21 protein-coding genes are annotated in these 25,487 nt (G+C 65.1%); 13 read left to right on the forward strand and 8 right to left on the reverse strand.

All coding sequences use genetic code 11. The annotated features are described in order from the left end of the window. The first annotated feature begins 22 nt into the window (after positions 1-22). A complete protein-coding gene (locus B7X65_RS03960; RefSeq protein ID WP_293592876.1) occupies positions 23-442 on the forward strand; it encodes a thioesterase family protein in 420 nt (139 codons plus the stop codon). Between the two features lie 616 nt (positions 443-1,058). On the opposite strand, the gene B7X65_RS03965 is transcribed toward B7X65_RS03960, so the two are convergent. The 3 genes from B7X65_RS03965 to B7X65_RS03975 form a co-directional block, all read right to left on the reverse strand. Further along, complete coding sequence (locus B7X65_RS03965) at positions 1,059-2,375, reverse strand: glycerate kinase (protein WP_293592877.1); 1,317 nt, start codon at positions 2,373-2,375, stop codon at positions 1,059-1,061. A gap of 82 nt (positions 2,376-2,457) precedes the next feature. After that, complete coding sequence (locus tag B7X65_RS03970; RefSeq protein ID WP_293592878.1) at positions 2,458-3,414, reverse strand: tripartite tricarboxylate transporter substrate binding protein; 957 nt, start codon at positions 3,412-3,414, stop codon at positions 2,458-2,460. Between the two features lie 43 nt (positions 3,415-3,457). Continuing rightward, positions 3,458-4,552, reverse strand: a complete 1,095-nt coding sequence (locus tag B7X65_RS03975) for a tartrate dehydrogenase (RefSeq protein WP_293592879.1) — start codon at positions 4,550-4,552, stop codon at positions 3,458-3,460. A gap of 97 nt (positions 4,553-4,649) precedes the next feature. Between B7X65_RS03975 and B7X65_RS03980 the strand changes: the two genes are divergently transcribed. Further along, on the forward strand, positions 4,650-5,585 hold the full coding sequence (locus B7X65_RS03980; protein ID WP_293592880.1) for a LysR family transcriptional regulator: 936 nt from the start codon (positions 4,650-4,652) through the stop codon (positions 5,583-5,585). 20 nt (positions 5,586-5,605) lie between these two features. Here B7X65_RS03980 and B7X65_RS03985 read toward each other — a convergent pair whose 3' ends face one another. Continuing rightward, a complete protein-coding gene (locus tag B7X65_RS03985; protein WP_293592881.1) occupies positions 5,606-6,847 on the reverse strand; it encodes a urate hydroxylase PuuD in 1,242 nt (413 codons plus the stop codon). Between the two features lie 130 nt (positions 6,848-6,977). Further along, a complete protein-coding gene (xdhC, locus tag B7X65_RS03990; RefSeq protein WP_293592883.1) occupies positions 6,978-7,784 on the reverse strand; it encodes a xanthine dehydrogenase accessory protein XdhC in 807 nt (268 codons plus the stop codon). Between the two features lie 149 nt (positions 7,785-7,933). Between xdhC and B7X65_RS03995 the strand changes: the two genes are divergently transcribed. After that, on the forward strand, positions 7,934-8,443 hold the full coding sequence (locus B7X65_RS03995) for a hypothetical protein (protein ID WP_293592885.1): 510 nt from the start codon (positions 7,934-7,936) through the stop codon (positions 8,441-8,443). Between the two features lie 125 nt (positions 8,444-8,568). Here the strand turns inward: B7X65_RS03995 and uraH are convergent, their stop codons facing one another. Further along, positions 8,569-8,922 carry a hydroxyisourate hydrolase gene (gene uraH / locus B7X65_RS04000; RefSeq protein ID WP_293592887.1) on the reverse strand — a complete coding sequence of 118 codons (354 nt, stop codon included), beginning with the start codon at positions 8,920-8,922 and terminating at the stop codon, positions 8,569-8,571. An 88-nt stretch (positions 8,923-9,010) separates the two neighbouring features. Between uraH and B7X65_RS04005 the strand changes: the two genes are divergently transcribed. The 8 genes from B7X65_RS04005 (at position 9,011) to B7X65_RS04040 (ending at position 17,300) form a co-directional block, all read left to right on the forward strand. Next, a complete protein-coding gene (locus B7X65_RS04005; RefSeq protein ID WP_293592889.1) occupies positions 9,011-9,676 on the forward strand; it encodes a GntR family transcriptional regulator in 666 nt (221 codons plus the stop codon). An 8-nt stretch (positions 9,677-9,684) separates the two neighbouring features. Next, positions 9,685-10,635 (forward strand): allantoinase PuuE, encoded by a 951-nt coding sequence (gene puuE, locus B7X65_RS04010; RefSeq protein WP_293592891.1) that lies wholly within the window; start codon positions 9,685-9,687, stop codon positions 10,633-10,635. A 2-nt stretch (positions 10,636-10,637) separates the two neighbouring features. Beyond that, positions 10,638-12,446: a 2-oxo-4-hydroxy-4-carboxy-5-ureidoimidazoline decarboxylase gene (gene uraD / locus B7X65_RS04015; RefSeq protein WP_293592893.1), complete on the forward strand. Its 1,809-nt coding sequence runs from the start codon at positions 10,638-10,640 to the stop codon at positions 12,444-12,446. Further along, positions 12,439-13,671: an ArgE/DapE family deacylase gene (locus tag B7X65_RS04020; RefSeq protein WP_293592895.1), complete on the forward strand. Its 1,233-nt coding sequence runs from the start codon at positions 12,439-12,441 to the stop codon at positions 13,669-13,671. Before uraD ends, B7X65_RS04020 begins: the two co-directional genes overlap by 8 nt. 174 nt (positions 13,672-13,845) lie before the next feature. After that, on the forward strand, positions 13,846-14,889 hold the full coding sequence (locus tag B7X65_RS04025) for an ABC transporter substrate-binding protein (protein WP_293592897.1): 1,044 nt from the start codon (positions 13,846-13,848) through the stop codon (positions 14,887-14,889). Between the two features lie 122 nt (positions 14,890-15,011). After that, positions 15,012-15,854: an ABC transporter ATP-binding protein gene (locus B7X65_RS04030; protein ID WP_293592899.1), complete on the forward strand. Its 843-nt coding sequence runs from the start codon at positions 15,012-15,014 to the stop codon at positions 15,852-15,854. Position 15,855: 1 nt separating this feature from the next. Beyond that, positions 15,856-16,623, forward strand: a complete 768-nt coding sequence (locus B7X65_RS04035) for an ABC transporter permease (protein WP_293592901.1) — start codon at positions 15,856-15,858, stop codon at positions 16,621-16,623. Positions 16,624-16,919: 296 nt separating this feature from the next. Next, on the forward strand, positions 16,920-17,300 hold the full coding sequence (locus tag B7X65_RS04040; RefSeq protein WP_293592903.1) for a hypothetical protein: 381 nt from the start codon (positions 16,920-16,922) through the stop codon (positions 17,298-17,300). 3 nt (positions 17,301-17,303) lie between these two features. Here B7X65_RS04040 and B7X65_RS04045 read toward each other — a convergent pair whose 3' ends face one another. Further along, positions 17,304-17,795: a DUF1854 domain-containing protein gene (locus B7X65_RS04045; protein WP_293592905.1), complete on the reverse strand. Its 492-nt coding sequence runs from the start codon at positions 17,793-17,795 to the stop codon at positions 17,304-17,306. 10 nt (positions 17,796-17,805) lie between these two features. Further along, entirely contained in the window at positions 17,806-20,142 is a 2,337-nt protein-coding gene (locus B7X65_RS04050) for an ABC transporter ATP-binding protein (protein WP_293592907.1), read from the reverse strand. 200 nt (positions 20,143-20,342) lie between these two features. Between B7X65_RS04050 and cphA (B7X65_RS04055) the strand changes: the two genes are divergently transcribed. Together cphA (B7X65_RS04055) and cphA (B7X65_RS04060) are read left to right on the forward strand one after the other, a co-directional pair. Beyond that, positions 20,343-22,568 carry a cyanophycin synthetase gene (cphA, locus tag B7X65_RS04055; RefSeq protein ID WP_293592909.1) on the forward strand — a complete coding sequence of 742 codons (2,226 nt, stop codon included), beginning with the start codon at positions 20,343-20,345 and terminating at the stop codon, positions 22,566-22,568. A gap of 70 nt (positions 22,569-22,638) precedes the next feature. Beyond that, positions 22,639-25,233 carry a cyanophycin synthetase gene (gene cphA, locus B7X65_RS04060; RefSeq protein WP_293592911.1) on the forward strand — a complete coding sequence of 865 codons (2,595 nt, stop codon included), beginning with the start codon at positions 22,639-22,641 and terminating at the stop codon, positions 25,231-25,233. Positions 25,234-25,487 lie beyond the last annotated feature (254 nt).

Raw genomic sequence — 25,487 nt, forward strand, 5'->3', positions numbered from 1 at the left:
AGCCTGACGACATAATTCACCCATGAGCAAACAGATCACCCACACCATCCGCGTTGAATTCGGCGACTGCGACCCGGCGCGCATTGTGTGGTTTCCCAATTTCTTCCGCTGGATAGATGCCGCCTCGCGAAACTTTTTTGTCCAATGCGGTGTGCCGTCCTGGCAGGAGACCGAAAAAACAATCGGCGTGATCGGCACGCCGCTGGTGGACACGCACTCGCGCTTTCTGCGCACCGCCACCTACGGCGACATGCTGGACATCCACACGTCCATCCCCGAATGGCGCGAGAAAAGTTTTGTGCAGCGTTACCGCATCATGCGCGGGGACGACGCCATCATGGAATGTGACGAGGTGCGCATCTTTGCAGGCCGGCGTGCCGACAACCCGGAAGCCATACGGGCGTTGCCGATTCCGCCCGACATTCGCGCGCTGTGCGAGTAGAGCCGGACCAGCGACCGGCCAGCTACCCCTGATTTGTCATTGCGGGCAACCCCCTGCCCACTGTCGTTGGCAAGGTGCGGCACCCGGACGTGCCACAGACAGCAGGACTTGACTCCCCACTCCCTCCCCTAACCCCTCCCTCGCCCCGCTGGGCGATGGAGGGGGACTTCATTTGGCCGCGTGTGCTGCGCTCGCGTGCAAAAATGACGGTCCCAGGAGATTCGACAGGACGCGCTGCGCGCGTCCTGTCTCCCCGAATTTGTATTGGCTCCCGCTCCCCCCCACCCGTCGGGCTGGGCCGAGGAGCGCAGCCGAAAGCGGATCAGGGCGAGCGATTGTCTGAGCGAAGCGAGTTCGAGCTCGACCCCGCTTTCGGTGAGCACCGGAGGTTGCCCCGGAGCGAAGCGCAGGGGACCCAGACCATCGGGTCGCCTTTTCTTTGGTGACTTTCTTTTGGCGACGCAAAAGAAAGTTACTTGCCGCCGGGCAACCCCCCGGCTTGTGGGCAAACCGCTGCGCCATAAACAACGTGAGTAGTCAGCAAGCATGGATCCCGGATCAAGCCCGGGATGACAACCTCTTCTCGCCACAATCCTTATGGACATTGCGTAGCCAGCTACAAAATCAATAGCGCACGGAAGTCGTTGACATTCGTATGGGTGGGCCCCGTGATCACCAGATCGCCCAGCGGTTCGAAGTAGCCATAGGCGTCGTTGCGGTCCAGGAAGCCGTTGATCTTCATGCCCTGCGCCACCGCGCGCGTCAGGGTGTCGGGCGCCACAAAGGCACCGGCGTTGTCTTCCACACCGTCGATGCCGTCGGTGTCGGCCGCCAGCGCATAGACCCCGGCCTGGCCTTGCAGCGCGAGCGCCAGGCCCAGGCAGAACTCGCCCGCCCGCCCGCCGCGGCCTTTGGCAGCGCCCGCTTGCAGGGGTCGGACCGTCACCGTGGTTTCGCCGCCGCTCAGGATCACGCAGGGTTTGCTGAAGGGCTGGCCCCTGAGCGCCACCGCACGCGCCAGCGCCGCATGCACCTTGCCGACCTCGCGCGACTCGCCCTCCATTTCATCGCTGAGGATGTAGGCCTGCAGCCCCGCCGCACGCGCCGCAGCCGCGGCAGCCTCGAGCGACTGCTGCGGCGTGGCCATCATGTGGACCTGATGGCCGCCAAACGCCGGGTTGCCGGGCTTGGGGGTTTCCAGCGCCCCGCTTTCCAGTCGCGACAACACGTCCGCCGGCACGTCGATACCGTAACGTTTCAGGATGGCCAGTGCATCGGCGCAACTGCTGGCGTCGGGCACGGTCGGGCCGCTGGCAATGATGGACGGATCGTCGCCTGGCACATCGCTGATGGTCAGCGTGACCACACGCGCCGGCGCGCAGGCCGCGGCCAGGCGCCCGCCCTTGATGCGCGAGAGGTGTTTGCGCACGCAGTTCATCTCGACGATGTTGGCGCCGCTGTTGAGCAGCGCCTTGTTGATGCGCTGCTTGTCTTCCAGACTCAAGCCTTCTGCCGGCAGCGTGAGCAAGGCCGAGCCGCCGCCGGAGATCAGGCACAACACGAGATCGTCTTTTGTGAGACCTTGCACCATGGCCAGAATGCGCTGCGAGGCGGCCAGCCCTGCCGCGTCGGGCACCGGGTGGGCGGCCTCGACCATCTCGATGCGCTGCGGCAGACCTTCGGGGCGCGGTGGAATGTGGTGGTAACGCGTGACGACCAGGCCCTCCAGCGGCGCATCCGCCGGCCACAACGCTTCGACAGCCTGCGCCATCGAGCCACCGGCCTTGCCGGCGCCGATCACAAGGGTTCTGCCTTTGGGTGGCTTGGGCAGGCAGGCGGCCGTGTTGTGCAGCGGCATGGCACGCGTGACCGCGGCCTGGTAAAGATGCTCGAGGAACTGGCGCGGGCGGGTAGCGGGATCGGGTGCAGTCATTCGATGTCTCCTGCCCCGTATTGTGCCGCCGTCACCCGCCGGTAACCCGCTGCCTGATAGCGCAGCGGGCCCGACGGTCCGCTTACTTCTTGCCCAGCCCCAGACGCTGCGCGCCGTCCGTGTACAAGCGGGTCTTTTCCTTCATGAACGCGTCCATCTGGTCCACCCCCACGTTGACCAGCTCGAAACCGCTTTTGGCGGCGAGCGCTTTCATCTCGGGGTCATTGTTCAAGGCGGCCCACATGTCCGAAATCTTCTTGCGGGTCTCGGGCGGCGTGCTGCGGGGCACCCCGATGCCGCGGTAGGCACCGTCCACCCAGTCCACACCGAGCTCCTTGAACGTCGGCACATCCGGCATCAGCGGATGGCGCTTGTCCATGGCCACCGCCAGCGGGCGGATGCGGGTCTTGTTGTTGATGGCAAACGCGGTGTAGGTCATTGCACCGTCGACCTGCGCGCCCATGACCGAGGTCGCCATGTCGCCCGTACCCTTGAACGGCACATAAATGGTCTTGACGCCAAAGGCCGCATTCATGCGCTCGTGCGCCGCATGGTTGGCCGAGTTCTGGCCCGAGCCGCCCAGGCTCAGCTTGCCGGGGTCGGCCTTGGCCGCCTTGATGAAGTCCGCGAAATTCCTGATCGGGCTCTGCTCGGGCACCACCAGGATATCGGGTGTGTAGTGGAACCAGAACACCGGCGTGATGTCCTGCGTCTTGTACTGCACCAGGCCTTCGATCGGCTGGAACACGATGTGCGGCAGGTTCACACCCACGATGTTGAGCCCGTCGCCGGGCAGGGTGTTCATCTGCGACCACATCAGCGCGCCGCCGGCACCGGCCTTGTACTGGATGACGGTGTCGATGGCCGGGCACTTTTTCTTCAGCACCACCTGCTGGTGGCGCGCCGACAGGTCCGACTCGCCGCCGGGCGGAAAAGCCTGCCAGTACTGCAGGTTCTTGTCCGGGCAGGCTTGCGCCATGACGGCGGGTGCGGCGGCCAGGCAGGCGATGCCTATCCATTGTCTGATGTCAACTTTCATGCTGCTGTCTCCTTGTTTTATGTGAATGCCACGGGGAAAATTTTCAGGCCGCGCGCGCCTGCTGCGTGCCGCCCTGCTGGGCGAGCAACCCACACACCGCGGCGGTGACCTGCGCGGTGGTGGCGTTTCCGCCCAGGTCGCGCGTATGCAGGGCCGGGTTGGCAGTGACGGCCTCGATGGCCTGCATCAGCTGCTGCGCCGCCACGTGTTCACCGAGGTGATCGAGCAGCATGACGCAGCTCCAGAACGTGCCGACCGGATTGGCCAGGCCCATGCCCATGATGTCGAAGGCCGACCCGTGGATGGGCTCGAACATCGAGGGGTAGCGGCGCTCGGGGTCGATGTTGCCGGTGGGCGCAATGCCCAGGCTGCCGGCCAGCGCCGCCGCGAGGTCGCTCAGGATGTCGGCGTGCAGATTCGTCGCCACGATGGTGTCCAGCGAGGCCGGGCGGTTCACCATGCGCGCGGTGCAGGCGTCCACCAGTTCCTTGTCCCAGGTCACGTCCGGAAACTCCTTGCTGATCTGCAGCGCGATCTCGTCCCACATCACCATCGCGTGGCGCTGGGCGTTGGACTTGGTGACCACGGTCAGCAGCTTGCGCGGGCGCGACTGCGCGAGCTTGAAGGCGTACCGCATGATGCGTTCGACGCCGGCGCGCGTCATCATCGACACATCGGTGGCCACCTCGATCGGATGGCCCTGATGGGCACGCCCACCGACGCCGGAATATTCGCCCTCGGAGTTCTCGCGCACGATGACCCAATCCAGATCTTTCGCCGTACAGCGTTTGAGCGGTGCGTCGATGCCGGGCAGGATGCGCGTGGGCCGCACATTGGCGTACTGATCGAACCCCTGGCAGATCTTCAGGCGCAGGCCCCAGAGCGTGATGTGGTCGGGAATGTGCGGGTCACCCGCCGAGCCGAACAGGATGGCGTCCTGGTCGCGCAGGGCATCCAGGCCGTCGTCCGGCATCATCACGCCGTGCGCGCGGAACCAGTCGCCGCCCCAGCCCAAGGAGGTGAAAGCGAAACCGAAATTCTGTGTGGCGGCCAGGGCCTGCAGCACCTGTTGACCCGCGGGAACCACTTCCTTGCCAATGCCGTCGCCCGGAATGCAGGCAATCTTGTAAACCTTCATGACATGTCCTTGAAATCATCAACAAGCATGGACTCTAGCGCTTGCCCGATTCAACAGAACGCCTTAAAGTTATGGCATTGTTGACTTTGATTTAATAATGAGCACACCCGCCTCCGCCCCTTCCGAGATGGCTTTTTTCAGCCTGCTGGCGCGTTGCGGCAGCTTCTCGGCCACGGCGCGCGAACTCGACGTGACCACACCGGCCATCAGCAAACGCCTGGCGCTCATGGAAGCGCGGCTGGGCGTGCAGTTGCTGAACCGGACCACGCGCCGCATCAGCCCCACGCCCGAAGGCGAGATCTACCTCAGTCATGCGCGGCGCATTCTGGCCGAGATCGCCGACATGGAGCAACTGGTATCCAGCGCGGTGGCGGCGCCCAAGGGCCTGCTGCGCGTCAACGCCACCCCGGGTTTCGGGCGCAGCCACATCGCCCCGCTGATCGCCAGCTTCGTAAAACAGCACCCGGACATGCAGGTCCAGCTGCAGCTCACGGTCAACCCCCCGCCGGCCAGCGAGGATGCCTTTGATGTGTGCGTGCGCTTCGGCGAGCCGCCCGAGGCGCGTGTGATCGCCCGCAAGCTGGCCCCGAACCGGCGTCTGCTGTGTGCGGCCCCCGCCTACCTGGCCAGACACGGCCCCCCCAAAGTGCCGCACGACCTGACGCAGCACAACTGCATCGGCATCCGCCAGGGCGACGAGGCCTACGGCATCTGGCGCCTGACGTCGGGCAAACGCACGGAAACCGTGAAGGTGCGCGGCAACCTGAGCACCAGCGACGGTGAGATTGCCGTCAACTGGGCGCTGGCCGGCCATGGCATCGTGATGCGCGCCGAATGGGACGTCGCGCGTTACCTGCGCAGCGGCCGGCTGCGCCAGGTGCTGGAGAACTACCAGACCCCGCTGGCCGACATTCATGCGGTCTGGCCGCAGCGCCATCAGGTGTCGGCACGTGTGCGCGCCTTTGTGGACTACCTGGCGGGACACTTCGAGAAATCGTCCACGCGGGCCGCGGGCCTGGTCACCCGCTGGTAAAAGGCGTGCTCAGGACGGTCTCAGGGTACAGGCGCGCCGGCTTCGAACCATTGCCGGACCAGGGCCCGTTCCGCCTCGGTGATGCCGGTGGAGTTGTTCATCGGCATGGTTTTGCTGACCACCACCTGCTGGTACACCGCCTGCGCATGCTGCCTGAGCAGCGCCGGCGAGTCGAGGCGGATGTTTTTCATCTGCACCTGCGCGCCGTGGCACAGGTAGCAGCGCTGCTCCAGCACTTTTTGCAGATTTATATAGTCATTTTGGCCTACAGCCCCCGCCACTCCTACGCCACCAGCTATTGAATCAGTAGCAAGCCCGGCACCTGCGGGCTGGGGCGGCGGCTTCATCCAGACGATGGCGCCGAGGATCAGGACCAGCCCGACCAGCGCATAGGGCAGCGGGTTACCGTTGCGGCCCAGCTTGTAGCCATGGCGCATGACAAAAAACTGGCGGATCAGCGCGCCGGCCAGCATCATGACCATCAGCACCAGCCAGTTCTGCGGGTGGCCCCAGGTGAAGCTGTAGTGGTTGCTCAGCATCGCAAACAGCACCGGCAAGGTGAAATAGGTGTTGTGCACGCTGCGCTGTTTGCCGCGCTGGCCGTGCACCGGGTCCACCGCCTCGCCGGCCTTGATGCTGGCCACGACCTTGCGCTGCCCGGGGATGATCCAGAAAAACACGTTGGCACTCATCGCGGTGGCGATCATGGCGCCCACCAGCAGAAACGCGGCGCGCCCCGCAAACCAGTGACAGGCCAGCCAGGACGCCACACAGACCAGCCCCAGCACCAGCGCGCCCACAATCGCATCGCCGTTTTTGCGTTTGCCGAACAGCTGGCAGATGCCGTCGTAAAGCATCCAGAACACCACAAAGAAAGAAAGTGCCACGCCGATGGCGGCGCCGGGCGACCAGTCCATCAGCGATTTGTCGACCAGGTAGGTGCCGGCGTTCCAGAGGTAGGAGACGGTGAACAGCGCAAAACCGGTGAGCCAGGTGCTGTAACTTTCCCAGTAAAACCAGTGCAGGTGGGCGGGCAAGGTGGGCGGCTTGACTGCAAACTTGACCGGGTGATAGAAACCGCCGCCGTGCACGGCCCAGAGTTCGCCGCTGACGCCCTGTTTCTTCAAGTCTTCATCGACCGGCGGCGTCAGGCTGGAATCGAGAAAAACAAAATAAAACGAGGATCCGACCCAGGCGATCGCGGTGATGACGTGGACCCAGCGCAGCAGCAGGTTGGCCCAGTCGAGAAGGTAACTTTCCATGTCTCAACCTATGCAGCGACGCGGCGCTGCCTTGTGCAAGCTGCTCACCACTGCGGGCGCTGTAAGCAGACAAAGGCCACGAACAACAAGAAGTGCTCCGCTGCGACCAGATCGCAAAAGTGTATGCGATCTATGCCCTGCCGGCATGCAACAACTGTGCCGCGACGGACACCGCAATCACCTCGGGCTCCTTGCCGGGGATGCCTGGCAGGCCGATCGGGCAGGTCACGTGCGCCAGTTCTTCCGCGCTGAAACCACGTGCCTCCAGCCGGTGCCGGAAGGTTGCCCATTTGGTCTTGCTGCCGATCAGGCCGATGTAGGGCAGGTCGCCCCGCTCGCGCAGGCGCCTGAGGCATTCGGCCACGATGTCCAGGTCTTCGGCGTGGCTGAAACTCATGATCAGCACCCGCGAGTTCGGCGCCAGGCCAGTCACCGCGCGTTGCACCGGGTCGGAATGCTCGCACACCACGTCGTCCGGCACCGCCTCCGGGAAAATGCCGTCGCGGCTGTCGATCCAGCTCAGCGCAAACGGCAGGCGCGAGAGCACCTGAATCAGCGCAAAACCCACATGCCCGCCCCCAAAAAGCGCAACAGGCTGTAAATTTGTATCCAGCCGGCGGCGCAGGCCCGACACGTCGTCAGGCCCGACGGGTTCAAAGCGCAAATGAACCACGCCGCCGCAGCATTGCCCCAGCGACGGACCGAGCACAAAACGTCCAAGCGCCTCACCCGGCAACCCCTGCAGACGTGCGCGCGCTCTCGCCATCGCTTCATATTCCAGATGGCCGCCGCCTATGGTGCCAACCGCCGTTCCGGCAAAAACCGCCATCCAGGTGCCGGCCTCGCGCGGCACCGAGCCTTCGGTGGCGGTCACCTCGACCAGCACCGCCGGCTCCAGCGCCAGCCGGGCCAAAAACAAATCCTTGAGCTGACTCACGGTAGAAACCCTCTGATACACGGCCCCCTGTCGGGGCCCGCAGAACGCATAATTCAGCCTCGGGGCAGCCGGTTTCTGTTACATAACCTGAGCCCGGGCAGACTGCACAATAGCAGCCGCCACCGTCTGGCAACTACACAAGGATACGTATGCCTGAATCCTCACACCGCCGCTTCTGGCTTGCGGCCCTGCTTTCGACTGCAGCCGGCGCCCTTGTTTCCGCCTGCAAGTCCGCTCCCCCGCCGGCAGCGGCACCCGAGCCTGCGGCACCGCCCACCACGATAGGCCCGATCTCCGGCCCGGCCGGCTCGGCGCGCCAATCGGCCGCACCGACGGCCCGCGCCTACCGCCAAAGCGGCGCCAGCCACCTTTACGGGTTGCACGCCGACCGCATCTACAAGGGCAAAATGCCGCCGCTGCTGTACGCCATCGGTGTGCTGAACGTGGAAATCAACCAGGTCGGCATCGTGACCCGCCTCGACTGGATGCGCGCACCGCGCCATGCGCCGGAAGTGATTGCCGAGATCGAACGCATGATCAAGGCCGCGTCGCCTTTCCCGGCGCCGGTGCGCATTGGCAAGGTTGTCTACACCGACACCTGGCTCTGGCACAAAAGCGGCAAATTCCAGCTCGATACACTGACCGAAGGGCAGACTTAGGCCCCCACGGTTGCTCACTTCGTGTAGCGCCCTGCCCCCCGAGGGGGCCGCTGCGCCTGCGGCCCCTGCCTGAAATAGAGATAGAGCCCGCATGCGTTCACTGTGCAGGGTGCCCTACCTCAGGTTCACGATCCGCGATAGGTGGAATAACTCCAGGGGCTGACCAGCAGCGGCACGTGGTAATGCTGGCTGGTATCGGCCACGCCGAAGTCCAGGCTCACCCGGTTCAGGAAATTCGGCTCCGGCAGCGTCACGCCGCGGGCACGAAAATACCCCGCCACGTCGAACACCAGCCGGTAGGTGCCGCGCCGCAGGCTGCTGTTGTCATAGAGCAGCCCGTCGGGGTTGCGGCCGTCGCTGTTCAGATGAAAGGCTTTCACCAGCGTGGTCCGATCGCCGTCGGTGGTGTACAGCTCGACGAACATGCCGGCCGCTGGCGTGCCGTGCATGGTGTCCAGCACATGTGTGCTCAGGCCCATGTCAACTCCTTGTTTGCGGTGAATCTGTTCGCCGGATGGTCTACTGAAAGTGTATACACTTTTGGGCTTTCCGACTATCATTTGCGCCATGGAATCGTCCACCACCAGCGCCATTGTTGAAGCCCTGACCAAGGCCATTGTGGAGCACCGGCTGCATCCGGGCACCAAGCTGGCCGAGCAGAAACTGGCCGACCACTTCGGCGTTTCCCGCACGCTGGTGCGCCAGGCCCTGTTCCAGCTCTCGCAAAACCAGCTGATCCGGCTCGAGCCCGCGCGCGGCGCCTTTGTCGCTGCGCCTTCGGTCACCGAGGCGCGCCAGGTGTTTGCGGTGCGCCGCATGCTGGAAGCCGAGATGACCCGGGCATTTGTGCGCAGCGTCACACCGGCCAGGATCAAGGCCCTGAAGGAACATGTGGCGCAGGAAAAAATGGCCGTGGACCGGCAGGACGCGCCGGGGCGCACCGAGCTGCTGGGTGATTTTCATGTCCGCATGGCCGAGCTGATGGGCAACGAGGTGCTGGCGCAGATGCTGGGCGACCTGATTTCGCGCTGCTCGCTGATCACGTTGATGTACCAGAGCGCCAGCGCCGCCGAACACTCGCACGACGAACACGCCGAAATCGTGAGAGCCCTGGCCGCCAGGGACGAAGAGCGCGCCGTGCGCCTGATGGACGAGCACCTGCAGCACGTCGAGGAAAACCTCAGCTTTGACCGCCCGCTGCCGGCCAATGATATTTCCATGGCCCTGTCCTGAACCCGCGCATGACCACCTACGACACCACCCTGCCCTATCCCAGAGACCTGGTTGGCTATGGCCGCACGCCGCCGCATGCGCAGTGGCCGGGTCAGGCCCGCATTGCCGTGCAATTCGTTCTGAACTACGAGGAAGGCGGTGAAAACGCCGTTTTGCATGGCGACGCCGGCTCCGAACAGTTTCTCTCCGAGATGGCCAACCCGCCCAGCTACCCGGAGCGCCACCTGAGCATGGAAGGCATTTACGAGTACGGATCGCGCGCCGGCGTCTGGCGTCTCCTGCGTGAATTTGAAAAGCGCCGGCTGCCGCTGACCGTGTTCGGCGTCAGCATGGCCCTGCAACGCCACCCCGAGCTGACCGCCGCCTTCGTCGAGCTGGGCCACGAAATCGCCTGCCACGGCCTGCGCTGGATCAACTACCAGGGCGTGGACGAAGTGGTCGAGCGCGAACACATGCGCCTGGGCCTGGACATCATCACGCAGATGACCGGCCAGCGGCCGCTGGGCTGGTACACCGGCCGCGACAGCCCGCGCACCCGGCGGCTGGTCGCCGACGACGGCCAGCTGGCCTACGACAGCGACTACTACGGCGACGACCTGCCGCTGTGGATGAAAGTGGCGCGCACCGACGGCACCGTGGTGCCGCGGCTCGTGGTGCCCTACACGCTGGACACCAACGACATGCGTTTTGCGCTGCCCCAGGGCTTCTCGCAGGGCGATGATTTTTTCACCTACCTGCGCGACAGCTTCGACGCGCTGTATGCCGAAGGCGACCCGAACGGCCTGAACGCGCCCAAGATGCTGAGCATCGGCATGCACTGCCGCCTGCTGGGCCGGCCCGGCCGCATCGTGGCGCTGCAGAAATTCCTCGACCATGTCCAGCAGCACGAGAATGTCTGGATCTGCCGCCGCATCGACATCGCACGCCACTGGCAGCAAGTCCACCCCTTCAAAGAATGACCATGTCCCTGACCCTTGAACAACTGAACACCGCCCCGGCCCCGCAAGCCGCGGCCTGGCTGGCCGGCCTCTACGAACATTCCCCGTGGATCACCGATGCCGCGCTGGCACACCGCCCTTTCCGGTCGCTGGCCCACCTCAAACACGTGACGGCCAGCATCGTTCGCGAAGCCGGCCGCGAGGCCCAGCTGACGCTGATTCGCGCCCACCCCGAACTGGCCGGCAAGGCCATGATCAGCAAGACACTGACCGCCGAGTCGACGAACGAACAGGGCAAGGCAGGCCTGACGGACTGCACGCCCGACGAGTTCACGCGCATCCAGGCACTCAACACCGCCTACAACACACGGTTCGGTTTTCCCTTCATCCTCGCCGTGCGCGGCCCGCGCGGCACCGGCTTGAGCCGGCAGGAGATCATCGCCACCTTTGAACAGCGCCTGGCCAACCACCCCGACTTCGAGCTCGCCGAGGCCCTGCGCAACATCCACCGCATCGCCGAGTTGCGGCTCAACGACAAGTTCGGTGCGGAGCCGACCCTGGGCAACCAGGTCTGGGACTGGCAGGAGAAACTCGGCGTTTTCAGCGACCCGGGCTACCTGGAAAAAGGCCAGCTCACGGTGACCTACCTGACTGACGCGCACCGCGCGGCCGCCCGGCTGATTGAACAGACCATGCGGGACAGCGGCTTTGATGAAGTCAGCGTGGACGCGGTCGGCAACGTGGTGGGCCGCTACAAGGCGCGCCCTCACCCCAACCCTCTCCCAGCGGGAGAGGGAGTGAAGACACTCATGACCGGCTCGCATTACGACACCGTGCGCAACGGCGGCAAGTACGATGGCCGGCTCGGGATTTTTGTACCCGTGGCCTGCGTGGCCGAGCTGTCTCGCGCGGGCAAGCGCCTGCCCTTCGACTTTGAAGTGATTGCTTTTGCCGAAGAAGAAGGCCAGCGCTACAAGGCCACTTTTCTCGGCTCCGGCGCATTGATCGGCCAGTTCAATCCGGCCTGGCTGGACCAGACAGACGCCGACGGCATCAGCATGCGCGAGGCCATGCAACACGCCGGCCTGCCGGCCACGCTGGAGGCCATCCGCGCGCTGCAGCGCAAGCCGGCCGATTACCTGGGTTTTGTCGAGGTGCACATCGAGCAGGGACCGGTGCTCAACGAACTCGACATCCCGCTGGGCATCGTGACCTCCATCAACGGCGGTGTGCGCTACACCTGCGAGGTCACCGGCATGGCCAGCCATGCGGGCACCACCCCCATGAACCGCCGGCGCGACGCGGCCCTGGCCGTGGCGGAACTCGCGCTGTATGTGGAGCAGCGCGCGGCACGCGACGGCGACTCGGTCGGCACCATCGGCATCTGGACGGTGCCCGGCGGCTCGACCAACGTGGTGCCCGGCCGTTGCCAGTTCACGCTGGACTTGCGCGCGCCCAACGATGCACAGCGCGACGCGATGGTGGCCGATGTGCTGGCCGAACTGAAAACCATTTGCGAACGCCGCGGTGTCCACCACACCACCGAACAGACCATGCGCGCAGCGGCAGCGCCGAGTGCCCCGGACTGGCAACAGCGCTGGGAAAAAGCGGTGGACAGCCTGGGCGTTCCGCTTTACCGCATGCCCAGCGGCGCGGGCCACGACGCGATGAAGCTGCACGAGGTGATGCCGCAGGCCATGCTGTTTGTGCGCGGCCAGAATTCCGGCATCAGCCACAACCCGCTGGAAAGCACGACCAGCGACGACATCGACCTGGCCGTCCGGGCTTTCCAGCACCTGTTGAACCAATTTGCCGGACCCAGCCATGACTGATGACGAAAAACTGGATGCCTGGGTGGACGCCCACTTCGACGAGGAAGTGCGTTTTCTGCAGGAACTGATCCGCGTGCCCACACCCACGCCGCCCGGCAACAATGCCCCGCATGCCGAACGCACGGCCGAACTTCTCCACACTTTCGGTTTCGAAGCGGAAAAACACAAGATCGCCCCGGTGGAGGTCAAGGCCTACGGGCTCGAGTCCCTGACCAACCTGATCGTGCGTCGCCGTTATGGCGAAGGCAGGACCATCGCGCTGAACGCCCACGGCGACGTGGTGCCGCCCGGTGAAGGCTGGACCCAGGAACCTTATGGCGGCAAGGTCGTGGACGGCAGGATCTACGGCCGGGCCTCGGCCGTCAGCAAGTCCGATTTCGCCACTTACACCTTTGCCGTGCGGGCGCTGGAGGCGCTGGATGTCCCGCTGCACGGCAGCGTGGAACTGCATTTCACCTACGACGAGGAGTTCGGCGGGGAGATGGGCCCCGGCTGGCTGCTCAAGAACAAGCTCACCCGGCCGGACCTGCTGATCGCCGCGGGTTTCAGCCATGAAGTGGTGACCGCCCACAACGGCTGCCTGCAGATGGAAGTCACGGTGCACGGCAAGATGGCCCATGCCGCCATTCCCGACACCGGCGTGGATGCACTGCAGGCCGCCGTGCACATCCTCAATGCGCTGTACGCGCAGAACACGCTGTACCAGAAGGTCAGCTCGAAGGTCGAGGGCATCAACCATCCCTACCTGAATGTGGGCCGCATCGAAGGTGGCACCAACACCAACGTCGTGCCGGGCAAGGTGATGTTCAAGCTGGACCGGCGCATGATTCCCGAGGAAAAACCGTTTGAAGTGGAACGGGATATCCGCAAGGTGATCAATGATGCCGCCAAGGAGTGCGAAGGTGTCCGCGTCGAAATCAAGCGCCTGCTGCTGGCCAATGCGCTCAAGCCGCTGCCGGGCAACCAGCCGCTGGTCGATGCGATCCAGAAGCATGGCCAGGCGGTCTTCGGTGAGCCCATCCCGGCGATGGGCACGCCGCTGTATACCGATGTGCGCCTGTACGCCGAGGCCGGCATACCGGGCGTGATTTACGGCGCCGGGCCACGCACGGTGCTCGAGTCCAATGCCAAACGCGCTGACGAACACCTGGTTCTCGACGATCTGCGCGGCGCGACCAAGGTGATTGCGCGCACGCTGCGTGAACTGCTGGCGCCCTCGCCATGAACGCCTGGCGCCGTCAACCATCCCTTTTCTGCCCGGTGCGCCGGTTCAGGGGATATCCCAATGGCTGCGCCGCGCACCCGACCCACAATCAAAGAGGCACAGGGTGCCTCCAGCCACCGACCCGGCATTTTTCTTGCTTGACGTGATACATCCCCAACCTTCCCCGGAGCACCCATGACAAAACGCGCTTTCATCAAGACCTTCGCAGCCCTGGCCGTCACTGCAGCCGCGGCGGTGGGCAGCCATGCCTACGCCCAGAACACACCCGTCAAGTTCCAGCTGGACTGGCGTTTTGAAGGACCGGCGGCACTGTTTCTGACCCCTGCCGCCAAAGGCTACTTCAAGGACGCCAAGCTGGATGTCACGATCGACGCCGGCAACGGCTCGGGCGGCACCGTCACACGTGTGGCGTCGGGCAGCTACGACATGGGTTTTGCCGACCTGGCCGCGCTGATGGAATTCCACGCCAACAACCCGGATGCCCCCAATAAGCCGATCGCGGTGATGATGGTCTACAACAACACGCCCGCTTCGGTGATGGCGCTGAAAAAGTCCGGCATCAAGACCGTCGCCGACCTGAACGGCAAAAAACTCGGTGCCCCGGTGTTTGACGCCGGCCGCCGCGCCTTCCCGATTTTTGCCAAGGCCAACGGCATCAGCGGCGTGCAGTGGACGGCCATGGACCCGCCACTGCGTGAAACCATGCTGGTTCGGGGCGATGTCGATGCCATCACCGGCTTCACCTTCACTTCGCTGCTCAACCTCGAAGCGCGCGGTGTGAAAGCCGCGGACGTGGTGGTGCTGCCTTACGCCGACAATGGCGTCAAGCTCTACGGCAACGTGATCATCGCCTCGCCGAAAATGATCAAGGAGAACCCCGCCGCCGTGAAAGCCTTCCTGCTGGCTTTCACCAAGGGCGTGAAGGACGTCATCGCCAAACCGGCCGCCGCCATTGAAGACGTCAAGGCACGCGACGGCATCATCAACACCGCGCTCGAAACCCGCCGCCTGCAGCTGGCGATTGACACCGTGATCAACAGCCCCGACGCACGTGCCGAAGGTTTCGGCCAGGCCAAGGGCCCGCGCCTGACACTGATGGCCTCGCAGGTGTCGGACGCCTTCAACACCAAGACACGCGTCAATGCCGACAGCGTGTGGAACGGTTCCTTCCTGCCCACGGCGGCCGAGCTCAACGTTTTGCCCGCAGCGAAGAAGTAGATCTACAGGGCGCCCGCCGGCCACCCGTTCCGGCAAGCACCTTGAACGACACGGCCGGCCTTTCCCTGAAATGCCGGCCGTTGTCCTGAAGACTCCGGGCGAATCACAAAACTCAAAAAACCATGCAAGCACATCCCGACGGCCATTTTGTTGACTTCAGCGACGTCTGGCTCGCTTACAACGATGAGTTGCTGGCGCAAAACCACTTCGCCGTGGAAGCCATCGACCTCAAGGTACGCGAGGGCGAGTTCATCGCCATCGTCGGACCCTCGGGCTGCGGCAAATCCACCTTCATGAAGCTGACCACTGGCCTGAAAATGCCGTCGAAGGGCCGCATCATGATCGACGGCCAGCCGGTCACCGGCCCGCTGAAGATTTCCGGCATGGCTTTCCAGGCGCCGTCACTGCTGCCCTGGCGGACCACGGTCGACAACGTGCTGCTGCCGCTGGAGATCGTCGAGCCCTTTCGCAGCCAGTTCAAGTCCAAACGCAAGGAATTCGAGGAGCGCGCACGCAAGCTGCTGCAAAAGGTCGGCCTGGGGGGTTACGAGGACAAGTTCCCGTGGCAGCTGTCGGGTGGCATGCAGCAGCGCGTGAGCATTTGTCGCGCGCTGATCCACGAACCCAAGATGCTGCTGCTCGACGAGCCCTTCGGCGCGCTCGACGCCTTCACGCGCGAGGAGCTGTGGTGCATCCTGCGCGACCTCTGGACCGAGCAGCGTTTCAACGTCATCCTGGTCACGCACGACCTGCGCGAGTCGGTCTTCCTGGCCGACACCGTGTATGTGATGAGCAAAAGCCCGGGGCGTTTTGTCGTCAAACGCGAGATCGACCTGCCGCGCCCGCGCGACCTCGAGGTGACCTACACCCAGGCCTTCGGCGACATCGTGCACGAGTTGCGCAGCCACATCGGCGCCATCCGCACGCCCGTCATCAACCCGGTTCCCGCCGCTGAAGGCAAATAGCATGAGCAAAAAACAGATTGAGCGCTGGTCCCCGTTTGTGCTGCTGGCAGCCATCCTGGCGCTCTGGCAAGGGGTGGTCATGGTGTTCGGCATCGCCGAATACATTTTTCCCGCGCCGCTGGCGATTGCCCAGGCCATGGCCGAGTTCGCCGGCCCGATCGCGCAGGCCGCCTGGAAAACCTTCTGGGTCACCATGGTCGGCTTCGGCTTGTCCATCGTGGTCGGCGTGATGCTGGGTTTTCTGGTCGGCTCCTCGCGCCTGGCCTATGCCGCGGTCTATCCGCTGCTGGTCGCTTTCAACGCCGTGCCCAAGGCGGCGATTGTGCCCATCCTGATCGTCTGGTTCGGCATCGGCGTCGGCCCCGGCATCCTGACCGCCTTCCTGATTTCCTTCTTCCCGATCACCGTCAACATGGCCACCGGCCTGGCGACGCTGGAGCCCGAGCTGGAGGACGTGCTGCGCGTGCTGGGCGCCAAACGCTGGGACGTGCTGGTCAAGGTCGGCCTGCCGCGCTCCATGCCCTACTTCTACGGTTCCCTCAAGATCGCGATCACGCTGGCCTTTGTCGGCACCGTGCTGGCCGAAATGACGGCCGGCGACTCCGGCATCGGCTACCTGATGCTCAGCGCCGGCTCGCAGCAACGCATGGCGCTGGCTTTTGCCGGGCTGGTGGTGATCGGCGCGATGGCAATGATCATGTACGAGCTGTTCAGCTACATCGAGAAACACACGACCGGCTGGGCGCATCGGGGCACGCAGGGCGGTTGAGGCCGCCAGCTCCGGTTTACGCATGAAATCGGGCTCCAGCCCAAGTAATACGTGGGCAACCAGCTATTAAAATCATAGCGAAATGCATCCATACTACGGGTGCCTCCGTCATCCTTGACTTCATCCCACCCCTTTGCGGCCTGAGATTGGCGGATGGAGCCGCCTCAGTGAAGGGCATTGTCTGACAGAGGCGCGGCCTGCCCGACGACTCGCCCGGTGCAGGTGCCGGAGTTACACCAGAGTGGTAGCGCTTATGGCGCTCATGCCCTCGTCAGTCAACTTCCAAGGAGCGACTCATGTCCCCATCCACCACCTCTGCCACCCGGCCGCTTAACGTTGATCCGGCAGACAAAGACCTTGCCGAGCAGGCGCGGCCCGGCCACGGCATTCCGTCGCAGGATCCTGAACCTGCGGCGCAGCTTCCCCTCACGGCGGCAGAGTCCGACCGCGAATCCAACTCTGTATTGATGGGCGGCGGCATGATCGCCGGTGCGGCTACCGGCGCAGCCGTTGGCGCCGTATTGGCCGGCCCGGTCGGTGTCCTGGTCGGCGGCACCGTGGGTAGCGTGGCTGGCGCACTGGGCGGAGCCGCTGCGGGCCCGTTGGTGACACCGGAAGATACTGCCAGCACCCTCCCTGAGCCGACCGACAGGGAAGCCAACAGCGCCAAGCGATAGAGGTCAGAGAAAGCGCTCGAGCAAGCGCCGGGAAGCCCTGTCCAGCGCCCCCATGTCCTTCACACTGAAATGCACGCCATGGCCGGCGGCAATCAGCAGCGACTGGCGGCTCAGGCGGCGGATGTCTTCCTCGCCCTTGAGCACGAACGAGGTGTCGCCGCGGTCGGTTTCCACCGTCCAGGTGCTGGGTGTGCCGAAGCTCGACACGCTGATGAGGCGCGTGATCTCCGGCACAAAATCACGCAGCGCGAGTTCTTCCTGCAGCAAGCTGCGCTGCAGCTGCGGCAACTCGCTCAGCCGTTCCAGCCAGACCAGTTCATGGCCTTCGCTGCTGATCAGGGAGATGCCTTCGTCGGGCGCGGCAATCGGGAAAGCGCGCACCGGCACCACGCCCAGGTGCTGCTCGCCGTCAGGGGCAACAACCAGCAGCAGCTGGCCCGAGGCGTGCCGCTCGAGCTGGAAAGCAGGGCTGGCAGAAATGGAGGGGGTGGTCATGCGGAGTCCTTCAGACATTGCCGTTGCGCTGCGCGGTGTGGGCCACCTGCGAGGTGGCCAGCGCGATGCGGCCTTCCTCGGCATCGGCATTGCCCTCACTGTCGACCTGGCGCGCCTGGGCTTCGTAGAGCCGCCAGTAGGCGCCCTGCTTCGCCATGAGTTCGTCGTGCGGCCCGACCTCAACCACTTGGCCGCGGTCCATCACCACCAGGCGGTCGGCCTTGCGCAGTGTGGACAGGCGGTGCGCGATGGCAATGGTGGTACGGCCCTGCACCAGGTTGTCGAGGGCTTTCTGGATTTCCTGCTCGGTCTCGGTGTCCACCGACGAGGTCGCCTCGTCGAGAATCAGGATGCGCGGGTCGATCAGTAACGCGCGCGCGATCGAGATGCGCTGGCGTTCGCCGCCCGACAGGCCCTGCCCGCGCTCGCCGACCAGCGAGTCGTAACCCTGCGGCAGGCGCAGGATGAACTCGTGCGCATGGGCGGCACGGGCCGCGGCCACGATCTCGGCACGGCTGGCGCCGGGTTTGCCGTAGGCGATGTTTTCGGCGATGGTGCCAAAGAACAGAAAGGGTTCCTGCAGCACCAGGCCGATATTGCGCCGGTAGTCGGCCACGGTGAAGCGCCGGATGTCGGTGCCGTCCACACTGATGCTGCCGTCGGTCACGTCGTAGAAGCGGCAGATCAGGTTGACCAGCGTGCTTTTGCCCGAGCCGCTGTGGCCGACCAGGCCTATCATCTCGCCGGGCTGAATGGTCAGGTCCAGGCCGCGGATCACTGCGCGGTTGCCGTAACGGAAGCCCAGGCCCACCATCTCGATGCGGCCCTGCATGGGCGCCATGGGCACCGGGTTGGCCGGTTCCGGCACATTCGAGGCGTGGTCGAGGATGTCGAAAATACGCTTGGCACCGGCCGCCGCCTTTTGCGTGACCGAGACAATGCGGCTCATGGAGTCCAGCCGCGTGTAAAAACGGCCAATGTAGGCGATAAACGCCGTCAGCACACCGACCGTGATCTGCTGCTTCGACACCAGCCAGATGCCGAAGGCCCAGACCACCAGCAGGCCGATTTCGGTCAGCAGCGAGACCGTCGGCGTGAACAGCGACCAGACCTTGTTGAGCTTGTCGTTGACCAGCAGGTTATGCCGGTTGGCATCGCGAAAACGCTGGGCTTCGCGCTTTTCCTGGGCAAAGGCCTTGACCACGCGGATGCCGGGAATGGTGTCGGCCAGCACATTGGTCACTTCGGACCAGACCCGGTCGATTTTTTCAAAACCGGTACGCAGGCGCTCGCGCACCGCATGGATCATCCAGGCGATGAAGGGCAGCGGCAGCAGGGTCACCAGCGCCAGCCAGGGGTTGATCGAAAACAGGATGGCGGCCGTCATCAGGATCATCAGCACATCGGTCGCAAAGTCGAGTGCATGCAACGACAGGAACACATTGATGCGGTCGGTTTCCGAGCCGATGCGGCTCATCAGGTCGCCCGTGCGTTTGCCGCCGAAATAGTCCAGCGACAGCTCCAGCAGGTGGTCAAACGTGGCCGTGCGCAGGTCGGCGCCTATGCGTTCGGACACCAGCGCCAGCAAATAGGTGCGTGCCCAGTTCAGCGCCCAGCCGAGCAGCGCCGCCGCCAGCAGGCCGCCCAGGATGGCCAGCACCTTCCAGGTCTCGATCTGCTGGCCGTTCTGGAACGGGATCAGGATGTCGTCCATCAGCGGAATCGTCAGGTAAGGCGGCACCAGGGTCGCGGCGGTGGAGGCCAGGGTCAACAAAAACCCGGAAAGCAGCTGCCACTGGTAAGGCCGGGCAAAGCGCCACAGGCGCAGCAAGACCCAGGTCGACGGCGGCGTGTGCAGTTCGCGGGCGCAGGTCGGGCACTCGTCGCTGTCCGTCGCCAGCACCGTATCGCAAAAGGGGCACAGGGCCATGTCGTCGCTGGCGGCAGCCGCACCGGGCGCCAATTGCTGCTCGAACAGGCGCAGCAGCCGCAGCGCCTGCACATTGGCCGCCAGCGTAAACCGCCAGTTGGCCAGGCGCTGCCCCCCCTGGTGAAGCTCCAGCGTGCCGACACCGGCATGGTCGAAATGGCGCAGCGACAGGGGCGGCAGGTGGCCGGAGGCCTCCGCCGGGCGCAACGGCCAGCTGGCCCACAGGCCGGTTTCCGGGTCGCGGGCCATCAGGCGGCGGTCGGTCAGAGCCAGCAAACCCCGGGAAAAACGAAGTTGCTGATTCAGGTCAACCAGCACCGTACATAACACGTTCTCATGGTTTGCGAGTTGCGCGCGCAGGTCCGTCTGCGCTGAACCAGCCTCGCTGGAGGCGTCGACCGGAGAGGAATGTTGCATTGTGATGTGGAAGCCGTAAAAACCGGTGCCCCGAAACGGTGGGGCCAAATCAGGGATTTTCGCCCAATCCGTGCCGGCTGATGCGAGATTCGGACACCGGACCGGAAAACCTGCCCGAACAAACAGAAACGCCCGTTGTGGGCGCTTATCCAGAAAAGAACGTTGCCCCGGCCCGACCGGTTGACCGAAATCAGAAAAACATGAGCAAACAGGACGACATCCAGCTTCTGCATATCAACTACCTGCGCGGCCCCAACATCTGGACTTACCGCCCTGTGCTGGAAGTCTGGATGGACCTCGGCACCCTGGAGGACTTTCCCTCCAACCTGCTACCGGGTTTCAGCGACCGCCTGGTCGCACTGTTGCCTGCCTTGCTGGAGCACCACTGCGGCGTCGGGGAGCGCGGCGGCTTCATCCAGCGCCTCTACGAGGGCACCTGGGCCGGCCATGTGCTGGAGCATGTCGTCATCGAACTGCTGAACCTGGCGGGCATGCCCACCGGTTTCGGCCAGACCCGCAGTACCTCGAAGCGCGGCATTTACCGCATGGTGGTCCGCGCCCGCGACGAGCAGGTGGCACGCAGCGCGCTGGCCGAAGGCCACCGCCTGCTGATGGCCGCCGTCAACAACGAGGCCTTTAGCGACGCGGACCTGCAGGCGGCGGTTGGCCGCGTGCGCGACAAGGTCGACGAGTGTTACCTCGGCCCCAGCACGGCCTCCATCGTCGCCGCCGCCACCGAGCGCCGCATCCCGCACATCCGGCTGAATGACGGCAACCTCGTGCAGCTGGGCTATGGCGCCAGCCAGCGCCGCATCTGGACGGCCGAGACCGATCTCACCAGCGCGATTGCCGAAGGCATCGCCAGCGACAAGGACCTGACCAAAAGCCTGCTGGCTTCCTGCGGCGTGCCCGTGCCCGAAGGCGAAATCGTGGGCAGCGCCGAAGCCGCCTGGGAGGCCGCGCAGGAAATTGGCCTGCCGGTGGTTGTCAAGCCAACCGACGGCAACCACGGCCGCGGCGTGTCGCTGGACCTGACCACCCGCGAGCAGGTTGAAGCCGCTTTCCGGGTCGCGCAGCCGCAGGGCAGCGAAGTGATGGTCGAGCGTTTTGTGCGCGGCCACGAGCACCGACTGCTGGTCGTGGGCGGCCGGGTGGTCGCCGCTGCACGCGGGGAGACCGCGACGGTCCGCGGCGATGGCCGCGCCAGCGTGGCCGAACTGGTCGAAGCGCAGCTCAACACCGACCCGCGGCGCGGCGCCACCGAAGACTTTCCGCTCGGCCTGATCGAACTCGACAAGGACGAAGCCATCCTGCTGGACCTGCAGCGCCAGGGCCTCAGCCCCGCCTCGGTGCCGGACGCCGGGCGCCAGGTGCTGATCCAGCGCAACGGCAATGTGGCGATTGACTGCACCGACGAGATCCACCCCGAGGTCGACCATATCGTCTCGCTGGCCGCCCGCGTCGTTGGCCTGGACATTGCCGGCGTGGATGTCGTGGCGCAGGACATCTCCAAACCCCTGCATGTCCAGGGCGGCGCCATTGTGGAAGTCAACGCCGGTCCCGGCCTGCTGATGCACCTCAAGCCGGCCGAAGGTGCGCCGCGTCCGGTTGGCCGCGCCATTTGTGAGCACCTGTTTCCCGAAGCGCCCGAAGGCACCCATAGCGGCCGCATTCCCGTGGTCGGCGTGGCTGGCTCGGTCGGCACGCACAATGTGGCGCGCCTGGTGGCCTGGCTGCTGCAGCTCTCGGGCCGGCACACCGGCCTGGCCTGTCGTGACGGTCTGTTCCTGGACGGGCGCTGCCTGGATGCCAGCGACTGCACGCACTGGGAGGCCGGCCAGCGCCTGCTGATCAACCGTGCCGTACAGGCCGCCGTCTTTGAGAACGGGGCCGACACCATTTTGCGCAGCGGCCTGGTTTATGACCGCTGCCAGGTTGGGGTGGTCACCGACCTGGAAGGCGCCGAAGCGCTGGGCGAATTCGATGTGGCAGGCGAAGCGCAGATGTTCAAGGTCATGCGCTCACAAGTCGATGTCGTGCTGTCCGACGGTGTGGCCGTGCTCAATGCCGCCGATCCGCTCATCGTGGAGATGGCCCGCCTGTGTGACGGCGAGGTGATCTTTTACGCCACCGACCCGAATTTGCCCGCCATTGCCATGCACCTGGACGGTGGCGGCCGGGCGGTTTTCATGCGTCAGGGCCAGGTCGTGCTGGCCACCGGCGCCAGCGAAGCCTTCCTGCCCGGCCTGGACAAACTGGCCGTCTGGCAGGGCCGGCATGTCCCGACGGCCGAAGACAGCCTGCTTGCTGCCATTTCAGCGGCGTGGGCGCTCGACATCCCGCTCAACCTGATAGGCGCCGGCATTGAAGCCTTCAACCTGGAAAAGGCGGCAGACCGCTTCCCCCAGGAAGAAAAGGTCGCATGACCCCCATGAACACCGGCTCCCTCGCAAAAAAACGCCCCTCCCGCGGACCCCAGCCCGGAAAGACACATCAATGAAAGCTACCCGCATCCGTGCACTGCGCGGCCCCAACCTCTGGAGCCGCCATACGGCGCTTGAGGCCATCATCACCTGCACGCAGGCCGAGTGCGCCATTGACGCCCTGCCCGGCTTTGAACCGCGCGTGCGTTCGCTGTTTCCCGCCATAGGCGCGCTGCGTCCGGGTGGTTATGTCGGCCCCGTGTCGCTGGCCCATGTGCTGGAATCGGCGGCACTGGCCTTGCAGGCCCAGGCCGGTTGCCCCGTGACCTTCAGCCACACGGCCGCCACGCTCGAGGACGGCGTTTACCAGACGGTGGTCGAGTACAGCGAAGAAGCGGTCGGCCGGCTGGCGCTGGAACTGGCCCAGGCGCTGATCCACGCCGCGCTCCACGAAACCGGCTTCGACATGGAAGCCGCGATTGCCCAGTTGCGCGACCTCGACGAAGACGAACGTATCGGCCCCAGCACCGGCGCCATTGTGGACGCAGCTGTCGCCCGCGGCATTCCGTACAAGCGCCTGACCAAGGGCAGCCTGGTGCAGTTTGGCTGGGGTTCGCGCCAGCGCCGCATCCAGGCCGCCGAGCTCGATGCCACCAGTGCGGTGTCCGAATCGATTGCGCAGGACAAGGATTTGACCAAAAAACTGCTGCTCGCCGCCGGTGTGCCTGTGCCCATGGGCCAGCCCGTCGCCGACCCCGATGAAGCCTGGGCCGCGGCCCTGCAGATCGGCCTGCCGGTGGTACTCAAACCGCAGGACGGCAACCAGGGCAAGGGTGTCACGGTCAACATCGTGGACCGCGACCACCTTGAGATCGCCTTCCGTGCAGCGGCCGAACACGGCACCGTCATGGTCGAAAAATTCCTGCCCGGCAACGACTTCCGCCTGCTGGTCGTCGGCAACAAGCTGGTGGCCGCCTCGCGGCGCGAGCCCCCACAGGTGCTGGGTGATGGCCTGCACACGGTGCGCGAACTGGTTGATATCGTCAACCAGGACCCGCGCCGCGGCGAGGGCCATGCCACCTCGCTGACCAAGATCCGCTTTGACGACATCGCCGTGGCCCGACTGAACGCGCAAGACCTCACGCCGGAATCGATTCCGGCGCGCGGCCGCCGCGTGATCCTGCGCAACAACGCCAACCTCAGCACTGGCGGCACCGCCACCGACGTGACCGGCGACGTGCACCCCGACGTCGCGGCACGTGCCGTGGCCGCCGCGCAGATGGTGGGTCTGCACATCTGCGGTGTGGACATCGTCTGCGAAAGCGTGCTGCGCCCGCTCGAAGCGCAGAACGGTGGCGTGGTCGAAGTCAACGCCGCACCCGGCCTGCGCATGCACCTCTCGCCGTCCTACGGCAAGGGCCGCGCCGTCGGTGGCGCGATGATCAACGAACTGTTTGCGCCGGGCGATGACGGCCGCGTGCCAGTGGTGGCCGTGACCGGTACCAACGGCAAGACCACCGTCACCCGCCTGATCTCGCACCTGCTGACTGCCAGCGGCCTGCGCTGCGGCATGACCAACACTGACGGCGTTTACGTCAACGGCCGCCAGACCGACAGCGGCGACTGCAGCGGACCCAAAAGCGCGCGCAACGTGCTGATGCACCCCGACGTCGATGCCGCCGTGTTCGAAGTGGCGCGCGGCGGTGTGCTGCGTGAAGGCCTGGGTTTTGACCGCTGCGAAGTGGCGGTGGTGACCAACGTCGGCACCGGTGACCACCTGGGCCTGAACTACATCACCACGGTTGAAGACCTCGCGGTGCTCAAGCGCGTGATTGTGCAGAACGTCGCACCAACCGGCTACGCCGTACTCAACGCGGCCGACCCCATCGTCGCGGCCATGGCACCCGCCTGCCCCGGCAACGTGATCTTTTTCGCCGCCGACCGGCACCACCCCCTGATGGCCACCCACCGCGCCCAGGGCAAACGCACGGTCTACGTCGACGGCAATACGCTGGTCGCGGCCGAAGGCGCCTGGCGCGAACGTGTGCCGCTGCACAGCATTCCGCTGACGCGCAACGGCAGCATCGGCTTCCAGGTTGAAAACGTCATGGCGGCACTGGCCGCGGCCTGGGCCGTCGGCGTGACCTGGGAAACCCTCAAAAGCGGGCTCGCCAGCTTTGTCAACGATGCGCACAACGCGCCCGGCCGCTTCAACGTGATGGACTACCGCGGCGCCACCGTGATTGCCGACTACGGCCACAACCCCGACGCCATGCGCGCGCTGGTCAGCGCGGTGGAAGCGATGCCGGCCAGACGCCGCAGCGTGGTCATCAGCGGCGCCGGCGACCGCCGGGACAACGACATCCGCGACCAGACCATCATTCTCGGCCACGCTTTTGACGATGTGTTGCTCTACCAGGATGCCGCCCAGCGCGGCCGCGCCGACGGCGAAGTCATGGGCCTGCTGCGCGACGGACTGGTGGGCGCCAGCCGCACCACCCACATCGAGGAAATCCGCGGCGAGTTCCTGGCCATCGACACCGCACTGGCCCGCCTGGAGCCGGGTGACCTGTGCCTGATCCTGGTCGATCAGGTGCAGGAAGCGCTGGCGCACCTGGCTGAACGGGTGAAAGAAACTGGCGCCCCCAGGCAAGTCGCGCTGGCCTGAGAACGCGGATTCGTTGCGTCACGCTGCGCCTGCTGTCTGCCTTGGACAGTAGGATGGACTCCCCACTCCCACCCCTAACCCCTCGCCCCGCAACGGGGCGATGGAGGGAGCTTCATTTGGCCGCGTGTGCTGCGCCCGCGTGCAAACATGACGGTCCTGTCCTCTGACGAGGACGCGCAAAGCGCGTCCTCGCCTCCCCGAATCCGCATTCGTCCCCCTAACCCGTCGGGCTGGGCCGAGGAGCGCAGGCAAAA

The organism is Polaromonas sp. 39-63-25 (assembly GCF_002278925.1).
In the GTDB taxonomy this organism is placed as follows: Bacteria; Pseudomonadota; Gammaproteobacteria; order Burkholderiales; family Burkholderiaceae_C; genus Polaromonas.

What these genes read in the sequence shown, in the direction of transcription:
- puuE (WP_293592891.1), top strand. Translation starts at nt 9,685, where the DNA reads ATGACCACCTACGACACCACCCTGCCCTATCCCAGAGACCTGGTTGGC.
- B7X65_RS03985 (WP_293592881.1), bottom strand. Translation starts at nt 6,847, where the DNA reads ATGGAAAGTTACCTTCTCGACTGGGCCAACCTGCTGCTGCGCTGGGTC.
- B7X65_RS04040 (WP_293592903.1), top strand. Translation starts at nt 16,920, where the DNA reads ATGTCCCCATCCACCACCTCTGCCACCCGGCCGCTTAACGTTGATCCG.
- B7X65_RS04035 (WP_293592901.1), top strand. Translation starts at nt 15,856, where the DNA reads ATGAGCAAAAAACAGATTGAGCGCTGGTCCCCGTTTGTGCTGCTGGCA.
- cphA (WP_293592911.1), top strand. Translation starts at nt 22,639, where the DNA reads ATGAAAGCTACCCGCATCCGTGCACTGCGCGGCCCCAACCTCTGGAGC.
- B7X65_RS04050 (WP_293592907.1), bottom strand. Translation starts at nt 20,142, where the DNA reads ATGCAACATTCCTCTCCGGTCGACGCCTCCAGCGAGGCTGGTTCAGCG.
- uraD (WP_293592893.1), top strand. Translation starts at nt 10,638, where the DNA reads ATGTCCCTGACCCTTGAACAACTGAACACCGCCCCGGCCCCGCAAGCC.
- B7X65_RS04030 (WP_293592899.1), top strand. Translation starts at nt 15,012, where the DNA reads ATGCAAGCACATCCCGACGGCCATTTTGTTGACTTCAGCGACGTCTGG.
- B7X65_RS04025 (WP_293592897.1), top strand. Translation starts at nt 13,846, where the DNA reads ATGACAAAACGCGCTTTCATCAAGACCTTCGCAGCCCTGGCCGTCACT.
- B7X65_RS03965 (WP_293592877.1), bottom strand. Translation starts at nt 2,375, where the DNA reads ATGACTGCACCCGATCCCGCTACCCGCCCGCGCCAGTTCCTCGAGCAT.
- B7X65_RS04020 (WP_293592895.1), top strand. Translation starts at nt 12,439, where the DNA reads ATGACTGATGACGAAAAACTGGATGCCTGGGTGGACGCCCACTTCGAC.
- uraH (WP_293592887.1), bottom strand. Translation starts at nt 8,922, where the DNA reads ATGGGCCTGAGCACACATGTGCTGGACACCATGCACGGCACGCCAGCG.
- B7X65_RS03975 (WP_293592879.1), bottom strand. Translation starts at nt 4,552, where the DNA reads ATGAAGGTTTACAAGATTGCCTGCATTCCGGGCGACGGCATTGGCAAG.
- B7X65_RS03980 (WP_293592880.1), top strand. Translation starts at nt 4,650, where the DNA reads ATGAGCACACCCGCCTCCGCCCCTTCCGAGATGGCTTTTTTCAGCCTG.
- B7X65_RS04005 (WP_293592889.1), top strand. Translation starts at nt 9,011, where the DNA reads ATGGAATCGTCCACCACCAGCGCCATTGTTGAAGCCCTGACCAAGGCC.
- B7X65_RS03995 (WP_293592885.1), top strand. Translation starts at nt 7,934, where the DNA reads ATGCCTGAATCCTCACACCGCCGCTTCTGGCTTGCGGCCCTGCTTTCG.
- cphA (WP_293592909.1), top strand. Translation starts at nt 20,343, where the DNA reads ATGAGCAAACAGGACGACATCCAGCTTCTGCATATCAACTACCTGCGC.
- B7X65_RS03970 (WP_293592878.1), bottom strand. Translation starts at nt 3,414, where the DNA reads ATGAAAGTTGACATCAGACAATGGATAGGCATCGCCTGCCTGGCCGCC.
- B7X65_RS03960 (WP_293592876.1), top strand. Translation starts at nt 23, where the DNA reads ATGAGCAAACAGATCACCCACACCATCCGCGTTGAATTCGGCGACTGC.
- B7X65_RS04045 (WP_293592905.1), bottom strand. Translation starts at nt 17,795, where the DNA reads ATGACCACCCCCTCCATTTCTGCCAGCCCTGCTTTCCAGCTCGAGCGG.